Annotated in this window: 12 protein-coding genes and 2 pseudogenes; 4 read left to right on the top strand and 10 right to left on the bottom strand. The window is 65.6% G+C overall.

Annotated elements, in window-relative coordinates:
* Positions 1-198: 198 nt before the first annotated feature.
* From ACZ49J_RS35205 to ACZ49J_RS35225, 5 genes are all read right to left on the bottom strand, one after another.
* Positions 199-639: a nitroreductase/quinone reductase family protein gene (locus ACZ49J_RS35205; protein WP_467454615.1), complete on the bottom strand. Its 441-nt coding sequence runs from the start codon at positions 637-639 to the stop codon at positions 199-201.
* A gap of 76 nt (positions 640-715) precedes the next feature.
* Complete coding sequence (locus ACZ49J_RS35210) at positions 716-1,447, bottom strand: ABC transporter ATP-binding protein (protein WP_467454616.1); 732 nt, start codon at positions 1,445-1,447, stop codon at positions 716-718.
* On the bottom strand, positions 1,434-4,610 hold the full coding sequence (locus ACZ49J_RS35215; RefSeq protein ID WP_467454617.1) for a branched-chain amino acid ABC transporter ATP-binding protein/permease: 3,177 nt from the start codon (positions 4,608-4,610) through the stop codon (positions 1,434-1,436). The genes ACZ49J_RS35210 and ACZ49J_RS35215 overlap by 14 nt, the downstream gene beginning before the upstream one ends.
* A complete protein-coding gene (locus tag ACZ49J_RS35220) occupies positions 4,607-5,548 on the bottom strand; it encodes a branched-chain amino acid ABC transporter permease (protein ID WP_467454618.1) in 942 nt (313 codons plus the stop codon). The genes ACZ49J_RS35215 and ACZ49J_RS35220 overlap by 4 nt, the downstream gene beginning before the upstream one ends.
* 129 nt (positions 5,549-5,677) lie before the next feature.
* A complete protein-coding gene (locus tag ACZ49J_RS35225) occupies positions 5,678-6,982 on the bottom strand; it encodes a branched-chain amino acid ABC transporter substrate-binding protein (RefSeq protein ID WP_467454619.1) in 1,305 nt (434 codons plus the stop codon).
* 937 nt (positions 6,983-7,919) lie between these two features.
* On the opposite strand from ACZ49J_RS35225, the pseudogene ACZ49J_RS35230 reads away from it, so the two are divergent.
* Positions 7,920-8,632: pseudogene (locus ACZ49J_RS35230) on the top strand (IS256 family transposase); the annotation flags it as partial.
* Positions 8,633-8,806: 174 nt separating this feature from the next.
* Here the strand turns inward: ACZ49J_RS35230 and ACZ49J_RS35235 are convergent.
* Together ACZ49J_RS35235 and ACZ49J_RS35240 are read right to left on the bottom strand one after the other, a co-directional pair.
* Positions 8,807-10,195: an amidase gene (locus ACZ49J_RS35235; protein WP_467454620.1), complete on the bottom strand. Its 1,389-nt coding sequence runs from the start codon at positions 10,193-10,195 to the stop codon at positions 8,807-8,809.
* Positions 10,188-10,925 (bottom strand): TetR/AcrR family transcriptional regulator, encoded by a 738-nt coding sequence (locus tag ACZ49J_RS35240; RefSeq protein WP_467454621.1) that lies wholly within the window; start codon positions 10,923-10,925, stop codon positions 10,188-10,190. Before ACZ49J_RS35240 ends, ACZ49J_RS35235 begins: the two co-directional genes overlap by 8 nt.
* Positions 10,926-11,147: 222 nt before the next feature.
* On the opposite strand from ACZ49J_RS35240, the gene ACZ49J_RS35245 reads away from it, so the two are divergent.
* Both ACZ49J_RS35245 and ACZ49J_RS35250 read left to right on the top strand, forming a co-directional pair.
* Positions 11,148-12,260: an ArsR/SmtB family transcription factor gene (locus ACZ49J_RS35245; protein ID WP_467454622.1), complete on the top strand. Its 1,113-nt coding sequence runs from the start codon at positions 11,148-11,150 to the stop codon at positions 12,258-12,260.
* 51 nt (positions 12,261-12,311) lie between these two features.
* Positions 12,312-13,583, top strand: coding sequence for an MFS transporter (locus ACZ49J_RS35250; protein ID WP_467454624.1), 1,272 nt, complete (start codon positions 12,312-12,314; stop codon positions 13,581-13,583).
* A gap of 169 nt (positions 13,584-13,752) precedes the next feature.
* Here the strand turns inward: ACZ49J_RS35250 and ACZ49J_RS35255 are convergent, their stop codons facing one another.
* Positions 13,753-15,954, bottom strand: a complete 2,202-nt coding sequence (locus ACZ49J_RS35255; RefSeq protein ID WP_467454659.1) for an ATP-binding SpoIIE family protein phosphatase — start codon at positions 15,952-15,954, stop codon at positions 13,753-13,755.
* A 495-nt stretch (positions 15,955-16,449) separates the two neighbouring features.
* Positions 16,450-17,373, bottom strand: a complete 924-nt coding sequence (locus ACZ49J_RS35260; protein WP_467454660.1) for an acetyl-CoA C-acyltransferase — start codon at positions 17,371-17,373, stop codon at positions 16,450-16,452.
* Between ACZ49J_RS35260 and ACZ49J_RS35265 the strand changes: the two are divergent.
* Positions 17,369-17,617, top strand: a pseudogene (locus ACZ49J_RS35265) (3-oxoadipate--succinyl-CoA transferase subunit B); the annotation flags it as partial. The gene ACZ49J_RS35260 and the pseudogene ACZ49J_RS35265 overlap by 5 nt on opposite strands.
* Positions 17,618-17,676: 59 nt before the next feature.
* On the opposite strand, the gene ACZ49J_RS35270 reads toward ACZ49J_RS35265, so the two are convergent.
* Positions 17,677-19,194, bottom strand: a complete 1,518-nt coding sequence (locus ACZ49J_RS35270) for an amino acid permease (protein ID WP_467454626.1) — start codon at positions 19,192-19,194, stop codon at positions 17,677-17,679.
* Positions 19,195-19,327: the final 133 nt, after the last annotated feature.

The raw sequence follows: 19,327 nt of genomic DNA on the forward strand, positions 1-19,327 counted from the left end.
GGAGAAGATGCAGGAGCAGGCACGGACTCGCCAGGTGTTCATGGGACTTCGACACTCACATGATCACTGAGATTGTGCCTGCGCTGCGTCCGCCCCCGCCCGAACCGGGATGTCCCCTGCAAGGACGAGCCAGCACGGCACTCCGGACGAAACGCGATCATGCAACGGCCCCTGCTTGACGACCAGCTTCGATCAACCTCACCTGGTCTCCTGAGGAACAGTCCGGAGAGCGACCACAGGAATGACACGGTCAGTCATTTTCTGATAGTCGGCGAAGAACGGATAGCTCTCGACTTGCCGCTCGTAGAGCCGCTGACGCTCCTGCTCATCCACGACGCTCGCGACAACGGGCAGTTTCGCTGTACCGACTTCGATCTCGGCCTGTGGGGTCGCCAACAGGTTACCGAACCAGATCGGGTCGACCGGCTTCCCGGAATTGGAGGCGAAAATGATGTACCTGCCGCTGTCCAGCATGTACATGAGCGCATTGACCCGCTCCCGTCCCGAGCCGGTGTCTTTGGAATGGAGGAGCAGAAGCGGACACCCCTCGAACTCCCCGCCGACCTTGCCTCCACGAGTTCTGAATTCATCAATCACCCTGGCGACCTTGGCGTCCCACTCTGCGCCTGCATCCGTCATGGTGCCTCCTCAAGAATTGGCGTTTGATGGTCGCGCAGCCATGAAGGTCATGCATGCACTGCGACGTACATCTCTTCTAGGAGAGGATTTCCTCACCCAGATAAGCTACTCGTACCCGGTCGTCGGTCAGCAGATCCGCTCCGGTGCCTTCCAAGGCGATCTCACCTGTCTCCAGGACATAGCCCCGGTCGGCCAGACGTAGCGCCTGTACCGCGTTCTGCTCCACAAGCAGAACAGAGACGCCGTCCTTGTTGATCTGCCGGATGATGTCGAATATCTGAGAAACAACCATGGGGGCGAGGCCCATAGAGGGCTCGTCGAGCAGAAGCAACCGAGGCCGGCCCATCATTGCCCGGCCGATGGCAAGCATCTGCTGCTCTCCTCCCGACAGCGTTCCGGCAGCCTGCGCCAGTCGCTCCCGCAGGCGGGGAAAGAGTTCCAGTACGTGGTCGAGATCGTCCGGGTCGACCTTTCGGAACCTGAATGCCCCCATCTCGAGGTTCTCCGCGACCGTCATCCGCGAGAAGACGTGGCGTCCCTCGGGAACATGGCATATCCCAAGGTTGATGAGATGGTGCGCAGGTATTCCGTCGATGCGCTGACCCTTGAAAGAAATGGAGCCGCTCGAAGGCCGCAGCATCCCGGAAACAGTCTTCTGCGTCGTCGTCTTCCCGGCGCCATTGGCGCCGAGGAGCGCCACGATCTCGCCGCTGCCGACATGGAACGACACCCCCTTGAGTGCGCGTATGCCGCCATAACGCACCTCCAGGTCCTGGACACGAAGCAACGCCTGATCAGTCACGGTCATCACTGTCACCTTGTCCGATACTGGACTGCTGCATTCCAACGGAAAGGCCGATCGCCTCCCGCGATGACTCTTCGTCGTCCTCGCCTTCGGCCGTACCGAGATAGGCGGCTATGACAGCCGGATGCCTTTGCACCTCCTGCGGACTGCCCTCGGCGATCTTTTGTCCGAAGTCAAGGACCACGATGCGGTGCGCCACGGACATGACCAGCTTCATGTCATGTTCGATAAGCAACACGCTGACTCCGTACTCACAGTTGATGCGCGTAATGAGATCGGCAAGCTCACGCTTCTCGGCGGGATTGGTTCCCGCAGCCGGCTCGTCCAGGAGCAGCACCCCCGGATCGGTGCCGAGTGCCCGAGCGATCTCCAAACGCCTCTGATCCGCGTAAGAAAGCGAAGAAGCGGTTGAATTGGCGTGCTTCTCAAGTCCGACTTCGGCAAGAAGACTGTAGGAACGTTCGGTGCTCTGCCTTTCCTCTCGACGCTGCCACGGCATGCGGAGCATGGCCGCGATCGGGCCCGAGCGGAACCTAGCTTCAACGCCGATCTTGACGTTTTCGAGAGCCGTCAGATCAGGGAAGAGGCGAATGTTCTGGAACGTCCGGGCAACACCCAGATGGTTCAGGACGTGCATTTCCTTCCCCAGCACGCTCACCGGCCGGGAACCGGCCCGTCCGGAAAGCAGGATTGATCCTTCCTGCGGGGTGTAGATGCCGGTAAGCGAGTTGAACAGGGACGTCTTGCCGGCCCCATTGGGTCCGATCACCGCGAGGACCTCGCCGCGGAACATCTGAAAGGAGACGTTCTTGAGGGACACCACGCCTCCGAAGCGGAGCGTGAGCCGGCCGACGTCGAAGACGACCTCCCTGTCCGTCGTTGCGCCGACAGCTTCACGACTGTCCGGCCCGGCGGCTTCCACCGTGGCCCGACTCTCCGCCGCTGCCTCTCGCGGCCCGGGAATCTCAGGGCCGCCATCGAGGTCGGGAAGGTCCGCCTTCCGCCGACGCGCCGGAATCAGACCGGCCGGCCTGAAGATCATCATGGCGAGCAGGACCGCGCCTATCCACATCTGGCGATCGTCCGCGGGCACCTGGTCCTTGAGGAACTCAGGCAGCCAGGTGAGCGCAGCGGCGCCCGCGATGGCTCCCGGCAGCGAGCCCATGCCGCCGAACACCACATAAGCGACGACCAGCACGGAGTTGTTCAGCACGAAGTTGTCCGGGTTGAAGTAGCCGACCTGGCTGGCGAAGAAGACACCGGCCACACCGGATGTCGAGGCACCGATCGCGAAGGCGAGCAACTTGACCCGAGTGGCGTTGATGCCGTGCGTTCTGGCCGCTACTTCGTCTTCGCGTATGGCCTCCCACGCCCGACCGATGCGGGAGTTCTCAAGCCGGTAGAACAGTCCCACGACCACAAGAATCAGCACGAGGAGCAGGTACCAGTACTGGAGATTGTTGCTGCCCCACGTGAGGTGCAGAGGACCGAGATGGATCTCCGGATGCGGGACCGGCTTGGCCGGGCCCCTCGTGCTGTTGGTGAAATTGCCAGGGTTATTTATCGCGACGATGCGGATGATCTCACCGAAGCCAAGGGTGACGATCGCTAGATAGTCACCGCGCAGCCGGAGCGTGGGGGTTCCCAGCGCGATGCCGGCGACCAGACAGATGACGATGGCGAAGGGGATGGCCAGCAGTGGGCTCATGTGCAGCCAGCTCGGCGGCTGCACGGGCAGTGACCCGACCAGATAGGCCGTTGTGTAAGAACCGATCGCATAGAAGGCGATGAAGCCCAGGTCGAGCAGACCGGCCCAGCCGATCACCACATTGAGTCCGGCGGCGAGCAGAACGTACACACCGATCTGGCTCACCAGTACCGTCTGCCAGAAATCTGTCAGTGTCGGTGGGTAGAAGAGGGCGAGCGCAAGCCCCATGAGCAGCAGGCTCTTCGCCGATGCCCCAGTAGTGGCAGCCCGGGATCGGCCGGGAGCGAGCCGCAGGGACGCGAACCCGATGCGTCTCGACCGGACCGTGCTCGAACCGGGTGAAGGGGCGGTCGCCGCGATGTATCCGCCCGCCGCGACGACGCTGAATGCGAGGCAGGCGAGCCATCCCCCCGATCCGAGGTTCTGCCACGGCCCGGTGGCGCCGTCGACCCCACGTTGAGCACCGATGTCGCTGATGTCGTACAGGGTCACGAGGGTGAGGAGCAGCCCCCCGAGGCCGGCGAGCATGCCGCAGGCGCTGAGTACCCACCGACGGAAGTAGCTCCCGGTGCCGACCAGGATCACCGATGTTCCGAACACGAGCCAGCCCACACCGCCCAGGTACAGGAGCGCGACGGAGGCAAGGCCGCTGCCCTCGAACAGGGCGTGCGTGTCTGACAGGGTCGCGTCGAGCCTGTCGGGCGAGAACCACGTCGCCTGTGCCAGGGCGAGCACACCCACGATCGTCCCGAGGAGCGCCGGCGGCAGACCCGGCCGCCATTCCATGATCCGTGCGAGGGTGATGCGAGCGGTCGCGTGCCTCTGGCGGGTGACGCAGGCGGCGCAGCATCCCAGAGCCATGACCAGGTAACCGAGCAGTGCGCCGGACGCCCCCAGCGAATGGTCGACGCCGCCGTCGAAGGAGACGACCTGCTGGTGCGCGACGCAGCTCAGTACACCCGCTCCGGCGCTTGCCAGGGCGGCTGCCCAGCCGAGACGCCGGTCAGCCCGGACCACGGCGACCCCGCCCAGGACGAGCACCGCGGCGAACTGGGTCCAGGCCAGCCAGCCGAAGAAGGCGGACGCCGGCTGCGGCATGCTCTGAGTCCGGGCGACGGCCTGCGGGACAGACGAGAATTTCGCGTCGCCGATCGGGTCGTACCAGTGCAACAGCGTGTAGGAGGCAGCCACGACCGCCGCGCCAGCGCCGAGCGACCGTGCGCCCGGGCGTCGCAGCCAGGGGCTGATCCGGGACCGGTAGGTGATCGCGGCGAACCCCAGGAGACCGATTGCCAGGAAGACGAAGATCCGGGGATGAAGGACCGCCTGTCGGAACCCGTAGCCGTAGTCGGTTCGCGAACCCTCCTGTGGCCCCCACATCAGCGCGAGGATGAAGCCACCTGCCAAACAGCTGAGCAGCCGTCTGACCCATGGAGAAATGATTGTTCCGGTGTTCATGCGGCACGCCCCAGTCGTTCACCGAGAATTCCAGTCGGGCGGAATACGAGGACGAGTACCAGCACGAGGAAGGCGACTACGTCGGTCCACTGGATGCCAATGAAAGGCAAGGGTGGGACGACCGCCTCGACGACGCCCAGCAAAAGACCTCCCATCATCGCACCGCGCACATTCCCGATTCCTCCCAGTACGGCAGCCGCGAATGCCTTGATGCCGGGCTGGAATCCCATCATGTTCGAGAAGCCGAAGGCTGTTCCGAAGAGGAAACCGGCTGCACCGGCAAGGGCGCCGCCGATGACGAACGTCCGCGAGATGGTCTTGTCGATGTCCACGCCCACGAGGGAGGCGGCGGGCTGGTCCTCAGCCACCGCTCTGATCCGGCGTCCCAGCTTGGTTCGAGAAACCAGACGGTCCAGTACGACCATGATCACTAGCGCGGAGAAGATGATGATGATCTGTAGAACCTGGACCCGTGCCCCCGCGATTTCGAACAGCACACGGTCCGTCTTGAAGTATTCCGGGAAGGCGTTGTTGCTGTTCCTGTTGAACAGCTTGCCGGCCAGCTGTGACAGGAAGAACGAGGCACCGATCGCGCTGATGAGGAAAGCCAGGTTCGGCGCTCTCCTTTTCCGCAGCGTCCGGTAGGCGACTCGTTCAAGCCCCCACGCCACCGTCGCGCCCGTCAGCGCGCCGGTGAGCAATCCCAGAAGAACGATCCAAGGAACTTGCCAGCTCGCGGTCCCGGCTCCGCTTCCCACCATGGCGTGCAGGACAAGGTAGCTACCGAAAGCACCGGACATGAATACTTCGCTGTGGGCGAAGTTGATAAGCCTTAGGACACCGTAGACGAGGGTGTATCCAAGTGCTATCAGGGCGTACATTGACCCGCGGGTGAGACCGAGCAGTACGTACCCGGGAATCTGTTGGAGGTAGTTCACCCCGCATGCCTTTCTATCGGGCAGCTGTGCGGCGGGCGCAGGACTGATAAGAACGGCGGCCATGAAGAGGTGCCATGATGATCAATACCGGTGCGGCCGCACGCTTTGGCCTTCTGTTCACAGCAGCCGTCAGTCCATCTTCTTGATATTGCCGAGCTGGACGATCTTTCCGCGCTTCTGCTGGTACAGATTGACGGTTGACACGCTGGCGTCGGCATCACCGTTGGTGTCGAACCGGACAACGGTGGTGATGCCCGTGTAGTCGATGCGATTGACGGCGTCGGCGACCGACTGCCTGGTGGGGTTCCCATGTGCGGCGGCTGCCTTGATGGCGGCGAGCAGTGCGTTGGTAGCGTCGTAGGATTCGGGCGAGAACGTCGAGGGCGGCTCGTGGAAGGCCGCCTCGTATGCTGCGGCGAATTTCTTGGCGCTGGGGGCCGTGGCCGCGTCCAGGCAGCCGCACGTGAAGTACCAGCCGTTGCCGGCGGCTCCGGCTTGCGAGGTGAAGACCGAGGACTTCCCTCCGTTCCCAGCGAGGGTGAGACCGTCGTAACCCACCGACTTCAGCGCCTTGGCGAACAGCGCTGCCTGTGCGTCATAGCCTCCGTAGAACAGAGCACCCGCACCGGAGTTCTTCACCGCGTTGGCGACTACGCTGTAGTCCGTCGTCTTCGAGTCGACGCCTTGCCGGAGCACCTTCACGCCCCTCGCCTTCAGCTCCTTCTCCACTGCGGCGGCCACACCCTTGCCGTAGTCGCTAAGGTCGTCGACGACGAATACTTCCTTGATCTTCTTACGTGCCAGCCAGGCCGCGGCCTGGGTGCCTTCCACGTCGTCGGACGGGACCATCCGGTGGAACGCCTTGAAGCCGAGCGTCTGCAGGGTTGCGTTGGTCGCCGACGGAGTGATGAAGGCAAGATTGGCCGAGGAGTAGTCGCTGCCCACCGCCTTGGTCGTCCCGGAGAAGGCCGGTCCTACGACAGCGAGCACCGAGTTGTCCTGGATCAAAGTGGCGGCCGCCGCCGGCGCCTTCGACGGATCTCCCTGGTCGTCAGATCTCACGAGGGTGACCTTGAATCCGTATGTGTTCTTGGCGTTCGCCTCGTCCACTGCCAGCTGGATTCCATTTACCTCGTTGATGCCCAACTGCTGGTAGTCACCCGACAGCGGCCCCTGAAATCCGATCTTGACCGAAGTTGTCTGGCTGTCGGCCGACTTGGAGTCTGCACCCCCGAGTCCGCCTGCTCCGGACGTGGAGTGATTGGAGCAGGCGGCCGTCAGAGCCAGTGCCGCGATCCCGCCTATGCTTATGAGCTTGGTTTTGGCATTCGGGCGCATTGACTGACCTTTCTTTGGTTCCGGAAAAATTTCTGTGCAGCATCCGGCGCCGCATCGCACTGCTCGCCGGATCATCGTCGGGCGGGGCGACAGCACGCCGGGAATCGTGGAATGTGCGGCAGAGAGGTGCCGGAGCGAACCTGATCACGTCCGGTGCGCGAGGGCGTCACAGACGGCCGTGGCCGTCACGGTGGTGTGGCCTTCTGCCGGCACGAACGCACCGGAAAACCGCTCGCCAGCATGTTGGGGACCGCCTGCGCGATTCTGAGGCGACGTGTGGCCTCGACGGTTCTGATCCGTACGTGTGACGGCCTTGTGCCGAGACGCTCGCTGTTTGAGTAGCTGACCGCTCCAAGATGGGAAACCGGTCTTCGATCACCATCACCGTGCGCTCGGGTGGGGGCTGGTAGAGGCTGGTCTGGTCAGCATGTAGGCCTGTCGGCCGGGCGGGTTGTCGACGGGATGCGCCGTGGCGCCCGACCGTTGTCCAGCGGGAACGCGGCGCTGGCCACAGGGCTTGGCAGCGGATCCGCTGTGTGTGCGACCGCCGCGTCTTCCACCACTGGAGAGCGAATGTCTGCTGCCATCTGACCTTGCCTTCCCATGAGGCGACCGGATGACTGGTTCCAGCCGGCTCGCCTGGAAACGAATGTGTACTGTACCGTTCAGTGATGTCAATACCCGCGACATGCAGATGTCCCCCAGACTTGGAGTGACCGGCAGGACAGGCGGCGACTTCGCAAGGCTGATCGACGCCAGAGGGGAAGGGGGCGCGTCGGTGCAGGAGGCTCGGCGCAGCCGACTCGAGAAGAGACGAGAGGAGGGGTAGTGTTGCTGCGCCCTTCAACAGGCGGCGGCCGACCGGCCGGCGAGTCGACCGGTGCGCGATCACCTGTTATACGAACGATCGTTACAGAAAAAGCATGATCCTGGTTGTGCCGGTTGCGTCCAGGGAAGTGGTGTACGGGTTCGACCTGATCCGGGGGTTTGCTCCGGCATCGGGATGAAGCCCGCATAGACGAACGGCCATCGGCTGATCGCCGCGGCGAGTCCCGATCTGCTGCGCGCGATGGTCAAGACGTTCGCCGACGTGCTCATGTCCGCGGAGGCCGACGCCCTCTGCAACGCCGAATACGGGCAGGTCAGCGACGAACGCGTCAACCACCGCAACGGCTACCGCCCACGCGAGTGGGACACCCGCGCCGGCACTGTCGAACTCGCCGTCCCCAAACTCCGCAGCGGGAGCTACTTCCCTCACTGGCTCCTCGAACGCCGCCAGCGGGCCGAGCAGGCCCTCATCTCGGTGGTCGCCACCGCCTACCTCCTCGGTGTCTCCACCCGTAGAGTCGAGAAACTCGCCGAGCCCCTCGGCGTCACCCAGCTCTCGAAGTCCCAGGTCAGCGCGATGGCCAAGCACCTGGACGAGCAGGTCACCGCCTTCCGCAACCGGCCGCTCGACGCCGGCCCCTACACCTTGGTCTGGGTCGACGCCCTGACGCAGAAGGTCCGAGAAGGCGGCCGGATCATCAACGTCCACGCCCTGGTCGCCGTGGGCGTCAACGCCGACGGGCACCGGGAGATCCTGGGGCTGGACGTCGCGACCGCCGAGGACGGCGCGGGCTGGCTGGCCTTCCTGCGCTCGCTCGTCGCCCGGGCCTGTCCGGTGTCCAGCTCGTCGTTTCCGACGCCCACGCCGGCCTCGTCGACGCGATCGGCGCCACGCTGCCCGGCGCGTCCTGGCAGCGCTTCGATGCCTTGCCATCACCCGGAGCGGAGTGCAGTCGACCAGGCGCCGGCCTGCTGGCTCGAGTCACACCCAGGGAAGGCACAGGCGCCGCCCTGGGTTCCGGCGTTCGCGCCCGCACAGCATCTTCTACGCCCTCGTCCTCCGCCGCAGGTAAAAGCTCCCGCGCGAGTTGCTCATGCTGTGCTGGGCCAGTGCTCCTGAATTTCCGCGGTCGCATCGAAAAGCCGCTGCGCGACTTCCAGCAGCCTGCATTCTCCGTTCGGCGGCGCGGTGAGCTGCACGCCGATCGGGACATTTTGGGCATCGAAACCGGCCCGCACTACGCAGGCGGGAAACCCGGTAAGACTCTGCAGCGCTGTCGAGGTCATCACCTGTTCCCTGAACTCTGTCAGGCCTTCTGGGTTTTGTGTGGTGTCCGCGTCTTCGATGGTTGCCGGAGAGACCGCGGACACCGGAGAGAGAAGCACATCGACGCGCGAAAAGATGCGCTCCAGGGATGAGCGCAGCGACAGCCGATCCTGTTGCGCCTGGATGTAGTCATCGAGGTCTACGTGGCCCGCAAGCCTTAGCCGCAGGCGCACATCGGCGCTGTACTCGTCCTCACGGTGCGGCCACAGGCCGGCCTTTCGGTGTACCCAGGCCCCCTCGGCGGCGACAGTCGTGCCGAGTGTCTTGTACATGTTGGGCAGACTTTCCGCCGACACCCTCACGACACGTAGTCCGGATCGCGCAAGCGTCTCCGCAGCAGCCTCCCGCGCCGTCCACACCTGACTGGTCAAAGGCACTTGATCCAAGTCGTCGCATATTCCCACCACCACTTCCGCATCGCGGTCCGCCCGCGTATCGGAGCACAGGTAGTCGGATCCGGTAAGCACGGAAAGCAGCATGCGGAGATCAGCGATACTGCGGGCCATCGGCCCTACATGGTCAAGTGAAGGAGCGAGTGGAAAGACACCCGAAGTGCTCACGGCACCGTGAGTCGGCTTCAATCCGACAATACCGCAGAAGGCCGCCGGAATTCTGATTGATCCCGCCGTGTCCGTGCCCAGCGCCAACGGCGCGAACCCTGCGGCAACGGCAGCGGCGGAGCCGCCGCTCGAACCCCCGGGGACAAGACTGCGCATCCATGGATTACGAGTGGGGCCGAAATGTTCATTGGCCGTCGTTATACCCCACGCGAATTCGTGCGTCGCGGTCTTCCCGATGACGATGCCTCCGGCGAGGCGGGCACGAGATACGACGGGCGCGTCCATTTTTGGAATGTGATCGTCAAAAATCTTGGAACCGTATGCCGTACGCAATGCCCCGGTATCAATAAGATCCTTGATCGCGATCGGCACACCTTCCAGCGGCCGCGGGTTCCCATCTCGGTAGCGCTTCTCCGAATGTCTGGCTTCCTGCAGCGACCTTCCGAAGCAGGTCGCAGTCATCGCATTCAGGTCGCCGTCAAGGCGTTCGATCCGCTCCCGGAGAGCCAGGACGGCCTCCACGGGTGACAGATCGCCACTCGCATAGGCCGCCTGCAGCGATGTTGCGGTCATGTAGCCGATCTGGCTATCCATCAACAGCTGCCGTCTCGCCCGGCGCGCGGGAAGCAGGCTCTCCGATGTACGGGCTGCCCTCCTCCGCTTCGCTCAGCTCCCTGTCACCGTATCGGTAGAACTGCAGAAACATGTCGACTCCACTCACGATCAGCCTGTCCGTGAGCTCGGGATCGGGAGGGCTTCCGTATGCGCCGTACACCTGGCTGGGAGACACGACAAGTCCGGACAGTTGGAGGACAGCAAGGTCCACGTCCGGAATGCTGAGCAAGCGCATTTCGTTCAACTGGTCAAGGGCGGCGGCGATCACACGATGGAACCGCTGAGGACCTCTTTCTTGCCAGGTTTCGCCCAGTTCCGGAAACCGTCGCATTTCCCCGGCGACAAGGTTCCGCAGAGCGATCGTCTCCGGCGCACAGACCCCGGCAGCCCATGCACGGCACGCCTGAATCAGATCCGCTTTCACGTCCGCGGAGGTGACCAGTCTGGACTCAACCAGACGCTCCGCTTCCTCCAGTGCGCGGTCCAGCTCTCGCGTGATCACAGCAATGAAGAGACTTTCCTTGCTGTCGAAGTGATTGTAGACAGTGACCTTGGAGACTCCCGCGACGGCGGCGACGCGGTCCATGCTCGCGTCAAAGCCCTCGGTGAGAAAGGTTTCCCGAGCGGCTTGAATGATGGCTTGCCTCTTGCGGTCTGCCCGAGGACCCGAAGGTACCCTTTTGGCAATACTGCTGTCCTGCGTAGTCATCGCCCTCTTCGTATTCGCAATCGGAATGTACGGTGCACGGGTGCGAGTGGCCAAGCGAGCGCCACCACAAGGGAAGTGTACTCGATGGTACAGCTCGCTCGCAGGAAGCCGCCTGCGCCGAATGCCGACCGCCACGGCCGCGTCAGCCTTCGTGGACGCTGATCCGACCCGCCGGATGGGGGCGACCAGTACCGGGCGGGGCACGGCGTGGATGATGCCGCCATGACGATTGTGTTCCGTGTCCCGGCTTCCGGCGCCGAGCTCGTGGGGTTCACCTACTCGCCGTCGTTGGAAGCGGTACTCAGTCTGCACGTGCTGGTGGAGCCCAAGCACCATCCCGTCCAGCACGGGTGGGTGCGGGCGATGCGTTCCCTGTCACCCGCACTCAAACGGGAGATCGACGTGTTCGCCTTCGCTCTACGTTCGTACTTCCCGGAGTTCTTCTTCCCCTCGCCGACGGGCGAATTGCTCGGCTTCCAGGACGAGCTGGAGCGCCTGCGGACGATCGACCCCGCCCTGGTGCGCCTGGAGTTCGCCGTCGCGCTGATCAAGCCGGCGAACGGGGACAGGCAGGACAGGGACCCGGACATCCTCAACGACCCGTCGGTGCGCAGCAGTCTGCACGAACGGGCGGTGGCCGAGGGTGGCAAGGAGCTGGCCGAGCTGCTGCTTGATGACCCGGGCGCCTTGCTCGAACGCTTCCTGCTGCTGTTGGACGCCTACTGGGAGGAGGCCTTCGCTCAGGAATGGGAGCGGATCGAACCGGATCTCGCCGCAAGCGTCACCGAAGCCGGCCGGCTCATCGAGGAGAAGGGGCTGTACGGGATGCTTCGCGGACTGTCACCGGAAGTCAGGTGCGATCCGCACGCCGGGCGGTTCTGGCTCGACCGGCTGCACGAACACGAGATCAGCATCGGCCCCGAGGACCAGCTGGTGCTGGCCCCGAGCATGTACGCCTGGCCGCACGTACGAGTCAACTGTGACGGCCCATGGCCGCTCGGCCTGGTCTTTCCCGCTTCCGCAATCATGCGCGAGACCCGACCGCGGATCCCTCCCGCTCAGCTGGTACGTGTCCTGCGCGCTCTGGCCGACGACACGCGTCTGCGGGCCTTGCGGCTGATCGCCGAACGGCCGCGCAGCACTCAGGAACTCGCCCCGCTGGTAGGCATCACCGAGGCGGCCCTGTCCAAGCACCTGCGCACGCTCACCGAAGCCGGTCTGCTCGACCGCCGACGCGAGGGCTACTACGTCATGTACCACCTGGTGCCTCAGAGGCTCGCGATACTGGCACCCGCTCTGGACGCCTTCCTCGGCCAGCCATCGGAGATCGATTAAGTCTTTGTCGAATAAGTTGATGCCTGCGGCCGCCGTCTCCACAGTGGCGTCATGGAACTGCTGAAGAACCGAAACTTCCTCCTTCTCTTCTTGGGCCAAGGCATCTCGCGACTGGGTGACGGTCTCTACACCGCGGCCGTCGCCTGGCTGGCATGGTCACTCACCCGAGATCCCACCGCAGTCGCGTTCGTCACCATGGCCGCATTCGGGCCGGCGTTCCTCGCGACCGTGGTCGGCGCCTCCTACGCCGACCGTTACGACCGCCGCCGTCTCATGATCGCCACGGATCTGGCCCGAGGCGTAGTGGTGGCCTTGGCTTCGGGGCTGCTCGCCCTGGGGATGCTGAACCTCACGGTGCTCGTGGTGGTCACCGCGGTACTGGCCTTGATAGGGGCTCCTTTCGGCCCGGCACGCAACGCGACGGTGCCCGAGGTCGTGCCCCCGCAGGACCTGCTTCAAGCCAATGGGCTGTTGCAGGTGGCGTTCCGCGCCGCGTTCTCCGGAGGCGCGCTGCTGCTCGTGCCGCTCCTGGCCACCTCCTCCCTGACACTGGTGCTGTCACTCGACGTGCTCACCTTCCTGGTCTCCGCCGCCACTGTCGCGGCTCTCCGCATCCGTCGCCCAGCCCCTGCCGACCACCGGACGGGGCTGCGTGCCGACCTGGCTGCGGGTCTGGCGGCGCTGCGGTCCGAACCCGTTGTGCTGATCGTCATCGCCACTTTCGTCGTCGCTATCGCCGCGGCGCTCGGCTTCCTCACCGTCGGTCTCTCCGTCCTTGTCGGTGAACGTTTCGGCGCAGACGGAGGCCAGTACGGCCTGCTGCTGGGCATCACGGGTGTCGGCGAGGTCGTCGGCGCATTCGTAGTGGCCCGGCTGCCGCTGCGCAACCTCGCCCTCACCGCCGTGCTCTCCTGGGCCTTGCTGGGTGTCTTCCGCTTCCCCCTCGGCCTTGCTCAGTCGCCGATCGTGGCGGCCGCGCTGCTCACTCTGACGGGTCTGGCCTCAGCGCTGACGGACATACCCCTCATCGCCCTCGTACAGCAGCGCATTCCCGGTCGTCACCTGGCCAAGGCCCTGGGACTTTGGGAGGCCGGCATCGCGGGCGCCGCGGCCGTTGCACCCTGGGTGGCCTCGGCGACCGTGGAAGCCATCGGAGTCGGGACCGCCTTCATGGTCTCAGGGGCTGTCCTCATCGGTCTGGGTGCCCTCGCGGCGATCACGATTCTGTCTGTCACGGCCAAGGCGGAGGGCGCCCGTCCGGCGCCGTCGGCAGTCGTCGCATCCTCCGGCCGCGGGCCGACGACGCCGTGCGGTCGTTTCTGACCCAGGGCCGACGGCCCAGGGGGAGGAAGAGCGCGAGTGATGAGCGGAAAGCTTGCGCTCTCCGCCCGATGGCGCCGCTTTCCGGCCGACCGCGAGTGGGCAGCGCAATCCCTCTGCACCCGTCCGTCACAGTCATTGCCGGTCCACGGCATCGACAGTCACGGGCTGCCTACGGTATCGCCAGACCCGCGTTGTCCGCTGGATGCTTCTCCCACGTCTCAAGCGGCGGGTTCGGCGGCTCGGACGCCGGCGGTCTGCTCAGCTCGAACCAGACGGACTTGCCGCGCCCACTGGGTGAGTTGCCCCAGGACGCGGCCAAAGCGTCGACGATGAGCAGGCCACGGCCGTGTTCTGCCTCGGTTTCGGCCTCCCCGGACGCGAGCACGGGTGCCGGCAGCGGAGGCCGCGGGTCGGAGTCGCGAACGTCCACGCGCAACCGGTCGGGGTACTCCCGCAGCTGGACCTGGACCTCACTGTCGGCGTGCACCAGCGCGTTGGTGACCAGTTCGGTGACAGCGAGTTCAAGATCGGACGAGACCACTTCCCAGTCCCATGTGCGTACTTGCTCGCGAAGGAGCCTCCGGACGTCCGCGACGGCGCGCAGATCGTGCCGCTCGACGAATATTCTCGCCATCCGCTGACGTCGGTCCGCGTGCGGGCCCAGGAACTGCGCGATCAGCACGGCGGCGTCGTCATCTCGTCGGCCGTCGGCGCCGGTGATGGTGAGCAGACGGTCGGCCAGTACATCCATGTGCGGGTTGCCGGGGGCGTTCAGGCACTGATGCAGCGCCGCGATGCCGTCGGTCAGCTGCACGGAGTGGGAGTGGACCAACCCGTTCGTGTAAAAGACGAGGGTGGCTCCCTCTGGTAGCGGGATCCGCGTGGAGCCGTAGCCGGTGTCCGGCTGGACTCCCAGTGGTATGCCGGAGGGCAGCTCGGGTGTGGTGAAGTCATGGCCGGGGCGGTGGATCAGCGGTGCCAAATGCCCGGCGGTGGATATCTCGACGGTCTCGGTCTCCGGTTCCAGCCAGGCGCAGCAGCAGGTGGCGAGGAGTTCGGTGCCCAGGTCCGCGAAGAGCCGGTTAGTACGGGTCAGTACGTCGGCCGGGCGGTGTCCTTCCGCGGCGTACGCCCGGATGGCGCTGCGGATCTGGCCCATGGTCGCGGCCACCCGTGGGGTGTGTCCCTCGACATCGCCGATGACGAGCCCGAGGGTTCCGTCCGGCAGGTTCAGTACGTCGTACCAGTCGCCGCCGACTGCGGACCCGGACGTCGGCGTGACGTAACGGGTGGTGATGTCCACTTCGGCATGCTGTGGGAGCGCGGGAGGCAGAAGGCCGTGCTGCAGTTCCTGGGCCAGCCGGTGCTCGGCCTCGTACTGCAGCGCCCGCCCGATCGACGGCGCCAGAAGCTGCGCCATCCTGGCCAGTGCTGCCCGCTCCCCAGGTGGGAAGCCGCGCTGATAGTCGAAGCCGAGGGCCAGGGTGCCCGAGCCACGGTCACCGATGGCCAGGGGGAGCAGGCAGTAGGCCGAAACCGGCCCGTCCGTCAACACCGACTTGAAGAAAAGCGGGTGGTCCACGCATGCAGGCCCACCAGCCTCCGCCCTCTCCAGCGTGCCTGCCGAGGCCCTGGTGAGCCGCTCGGCGAGCTCGGCTCCGCATCCGCTGTGACCGAGCAGCCGTGGGCGCCCTTCATCCGTGATCGAGATAGCAAGGCACTGGGCTCCGCACGGCTCCATGATCCGCTCGACTGCCGCATCGAACACGCCCTGCAGACGTGACGCCTCGGTGAGCTGGGCGGCAAGCCGGGTGATCTGGTACACGAGCGACATGCTCACCGACTCCACCGGCCTGTCCGGGCCCTGGGGCAGGATGAATTTGGGTGCCGATCCGAAACGCTTTCGTGGCGCGGTGGCGCCGCGCCGCTCCAGTTCGCTGGCGAGTTCCTCGGTCAGTCGTCGGCAGCGGTCCTGCATCCGCACCGACATCCGGTCCCAGTCGACCGGCTCGGCCCACAGCAGGACGACGACTCCGAGTGATTGTCCCCCGGATCCGAGCAATGGTGTGGCGACGACCGCGTACGCGAAGGGTATGTCCGGGTGGAAGCCGCTGGGAGACTCGCCTCGCACACGTACGCATTGGCGCCCGGTGTGATAGGCGACCGCTCCGGCGTAGTCATGGTCGTCCCCCTTCACCTGAAGGTAGTCCGCCACCATGAAGATCGACAGCGGATCGCCGACCACGACGGCGCAGCCCAGCGTCTGAGCATCCCCGACCGGGACCATCGCAACACCGGTGGTTGCCCGCAGTTCCCGCACGGCCTGCTGCAGGGCCTCGGCAAATATCTGCTCTTCCCCTACGGGCGACATCACCGGGCCCGAGACTTCCGAACGTCGGCTCCCGTGTTCCATGGTCCGCTCCAGAAACGTCGTCGCCCCAGTTCGAGGCTAATACCTCACTGTGGCGCGGATCCGATGGAATCGCTCAGCCAAACGGTGTGGCAGATGTCCCGGCGGTGGCGGCAGCGGGCGGTACAGACAGGGTGCGGCAAGAGAACGCTCGGCGAGGCGTTCGCCGTGCGGCGTCTGCCCGCCTGGCCGCTGGCCGACAATCTCGCCGCCGCACTCGGCGAAGACCAGGACGAGATGCGTGACCGGCGGGCGGTGGTGAAGGGCGGGCCGACTACGGTTCTGCCGGGCGGGGGGCCGGACTGGGCTCACGTCCGTACGCACCGACACGACGAAGCCGGAGCGACCGGCTCTGGTTGGCCGGGGACTGCCAGTAGTTCGGTACAGGCCTCGCCGGCACGGCCCGGATCAGTCGTGCACCGGGTGAACCGATGCCGTTCTCCGGCCGGCGCCCCGCTACCCCGTCACGAGTTCGAAGACGGCCGCCAGTCCCTGGCCTCCGCCGATGCACATCGTCTCCAGTGCGTAGCGGGCCTGCCGGCGGTGCATCTCCCAGGCGAGCGTGGCGAGGATACGCGCCCCGGTGGCGCCCACGGGGTGACCGAGCGAGATGCCGGAGCCGTTGACGTTGATGCGCTCTTCATGGTCGGTCGCGGTGAGGCCGAGCGCGCGAGTACAGGCCAGGACCTGGGCCGCGAAGGCCTCGTTGAGCTCGACGAGGTCCAGGTCGGCCAGATTGAGGCCGGCCTTCTCCAGCGCCGTGTGGATGGCGGGGACAGGACCGAGGCCCATCGTCGCCGCGGGCACACCGGCGCGGGCGAACGAGACGAGGCGCAGCATCGGACGCACTCCGAGCCGGTGGGCGGTTTCGGCGGTCGTGACCAGGCAGGCGGCAGCCGCATCATTCTGACCGCTGGCGTTCCCGGCGGTAACCGTCGCCTCCGGGTCGGTCCTGGCCATGACGGGTCGCAACGCGGCGAGTTGCTCCTCAGTGGTGTCGGGCCGGGGGTGCTCGTCGGTGTCGACGACCGACTCCCCCTTCCTGGCGCGGACCATGACGTGAACGATCTCGTCCTTGAACAGACCCGCCTCGAGTGCCTTCGCCGCCCGCTGCTGGGAGCGCAGAGCGAGGGCGTCCTGGTCGGCCCTGCTGATGCCGAACTCGCGCCTCAGGTTCTCCGCGGTCTCGATCATGCCGCCGGGAACCGGATACCTCTGGCCACCGGCGGTGGCGCGCCCCCGCGCGAGGGCGTCATGTAGCTGCAGGCCGGGCCCCGTGATGCCCCAGCGGCCCTCGTGCGTGTAGAACGGGGCCGCGCTCATCACCTCGACCCCACCCGCGACGACCACGTCACTGAATCCGCTGCGGACCTGCGGCATCCGGCCGCTGGGCGCAGGTGTCACCCGCGTCATCACAGAGCTGGGCATCCTGAGCCGCCAAGGCGTCGGGGAGGAGTTGCGCCTCACAGCGGTTCACCCCGGCGTCACCGTGGATCAGGGACACGACGCGACGGGCTGGGACCTGGAAGTGGCCGACGACCTCGCCGTCATCGAGCCGCCGACCACCACAGAGCTGAACCTGCTGCGCGACACCGTCGACCCTGACCGGATCTACCTGCGCTGAGCCCCTGCCTCTTCTCCTTTCGGGGCTGCACCCGCATCCTCTCCGCTCGGGTCTGCCGGCTATTGCGACCTCAGCCGGGGCTGGAGCCGTAGGGCGTACAGCACCAGCAGTGCCACGGCGAAGGCCGTTCCGCACACCACGGCCTGTCGCATCGCAGGCACGTTCACAGCTGTGGCGATGACGGCGAGAACACCCGCGATCCCGACCCAGGCGGTCGCCGCACCGCCCCATACGCGAATCGAGGGTTCCCCATCGGCAGGGTGCGCACGCCGGAAGACCAGGAAGGACGCGAGGATCAGCAGCCATACCAGGAAGACACAGAGGATCGCGATCGAGACCAGGATGTCGAACACACCGCTGACGCCGAAGGCTGCGAGCACCGCCGCGACGACGATGCCCGCAGCCGAGCCCAGCAACGCGGGGACGGGCACGTTTCGCTTGTTGACCCGGGCGAGGAGGGCCGGAGCGAGCTTGTCGTGTCCGAGGGAGTGAAGGAAGCGACTGCTGGCGTAGAGGGTGGCGTTGGCAGAGGACACCGCCGCGATCAGCACGATGATGTTCGTCACCGATGAAGCGGCGGGAATGCCGATGTCGGCGAAGACCCGGACGAAGGGGCTCGCGTCGATGCCGCCGCCCGCGGCGGCGGCCTTGTGCCACGGCAACAGCGTGACGACGAGGGCGATGGACATGACGTAGAAGAAGCCGAGCCGCCAGACCAGTGTTCGTGTCGCCGTGCGAATACAGCGAATGGGGTCGGCTGCTTCCGCCGCCGAGATCGCCGTCGTCTCGAAACCGACGAACGCGAACATCACGATGGCCATCGACACCCACACGGCCGAACCCCCGTAGGGGAAGAAGCCGTGGCCGGCGGTGAGGTTGCCTAGCCCCGTCGGGGGTGTGTCCGGAAGCCCGACGAACACCATCAGGAGCCCTGCCGCGATGAAGACGAGGACAGCGGTCACCTTCACGCTGGAAAGCCAGAACTCCAGGAAACCGAATGACTTCACGCTGATCAGGTTGATACCCAGGACGAGAGCCGCCAGGCCCGCGATGACGACCACCATCGGTGCCTGTGGCCACCAGTAGCGGACGTAGACGGCCGAAGCCACGAGCTCGCCCCCTATGGCTACGGTGGCCGCTGCCCAGAAGAACCACCGGATGAGGAATCCGGCCCAGGGCCCGAGATACTTGTGGGCGATCACGCCGAAGGTCCCGCGGACGGGATGGACGATGGTCATCGCGCACAGAACACGCATGATGATGCCGGTGAGCAGCGCCCCGGCAAGATAGGAGAGAATTACGGCGGGACCGGCTGCTCCGATTGCCGATTGTGAGCCGAGAAAGAGGCCAGTACCCAGTGCTGAGCCGAGGCCGATCATCGTGGCCTGGCGGGGCGTGAGCGTCCGAGCGAGTCCACCCTCGAGCTGCCGCCCTTGGTCGTGCGTGGTCTGACTGTCGGATTGCGGCATCATTCCTCCGGAACAACGAGGATCAGGGCCGCGATGTCCGCGCGGCCCAGTTCCCGTTGTCTTCTCCGCGCCGGGCCGGGAGTGCGCCTTTGTCTCGTCGTCCGTCATCGTTCACCTTTGGGAGAACGCGCGACAGGGAGCTCGGCTCAGTGGTGGCAAGCTTAGCCGGAGTCCGCGCCAGTCGGCTGCTCGTCTGACTGTCACCTATGCATCACATACTGTGGCCGGTGATCTTGGATAT

It is taken from the genome of Streptomyces sp. NPDC030840 (assembly GCF_055572015.1).

Excerpts from the sequence above, each read along its gene's own strand:
- ACZ49J_RS35205 (WP_467454615.1), bottom strand. The coding sequence starts at position 639 with ATGACGGATGCAGGCGCAGAGTGGGACGCCAAGGTCGCCAGGGTGATT.
- ACZ49J_RS35270 (WP_467454626.1), bottom strand. The coding sequence starts at position 19,194 with ATGACGGACGACGAGACAAAGGCGCACTCCCGGCCCGGCGCGGAGAAG.
- ACZ49J_RS35235 (WP_467454620.1), bottom strand. The coding sequence starts at position 10,195 with ATGGATAGCCAGATCGGCTACATGACCGCAACATCGCTGCAGGCGGCC.
- ACZ49J_RS35250 (WP_467454624.1), top strand. The coding sequence starts at position 12,312 with ATGGAACTGCTGAAGAACCGAAACTTCCTCCTTCTCTTCTTGGGCCAA.
- ACZ49J_RS35260 (WP_467454660.1), bottom strand. The coding sequence starts at position 17,373 with ATGCCGCAGGTCCGCAGCGGATTCAGTGACGTGGTCGTCGCGGGTGGG.
- ACZ49J_RS35255 (WP_467454659.1), bottom strand. The coding sequence starts at position 15,954 with ATGTCGCCCGTAGGGGAAGAGCAGATATTTGCCGAGGCCCTGCAGCAG.
- ACZ49J_RS35245 (WP_467454622.1), top strand. The coding sequence starts at position 11,148 with ATGACGATTGTGTTCCGTGTCCCGGCTTCCGGCGCCGAGCTCGTGGGG.
- ACZ49J_RS35215 (WP_467454617.1), bottom strand. The coding sequence starts at position 4,610 with ATGAACACCGGAACAATCATTTCTCCATGGGTCAGACGGCTGCTCAGC.
- ACZ49J_RS35240 (WP_467454621.1), bottom strand. The coding sequence starts at position 10,925 with ATGACTACGCAGGACAGCAGTATTGCCAAAAGGGTACCTTCGGGTCCT.
- ACZ49J_RS35210 (WP_467454616.1), bottom strand. The coding sequence starts at position 1,447 with ATGACCGTGACTGATCAGGCGTTGCTTCGTGTCCAGGACCTGGAGGTG.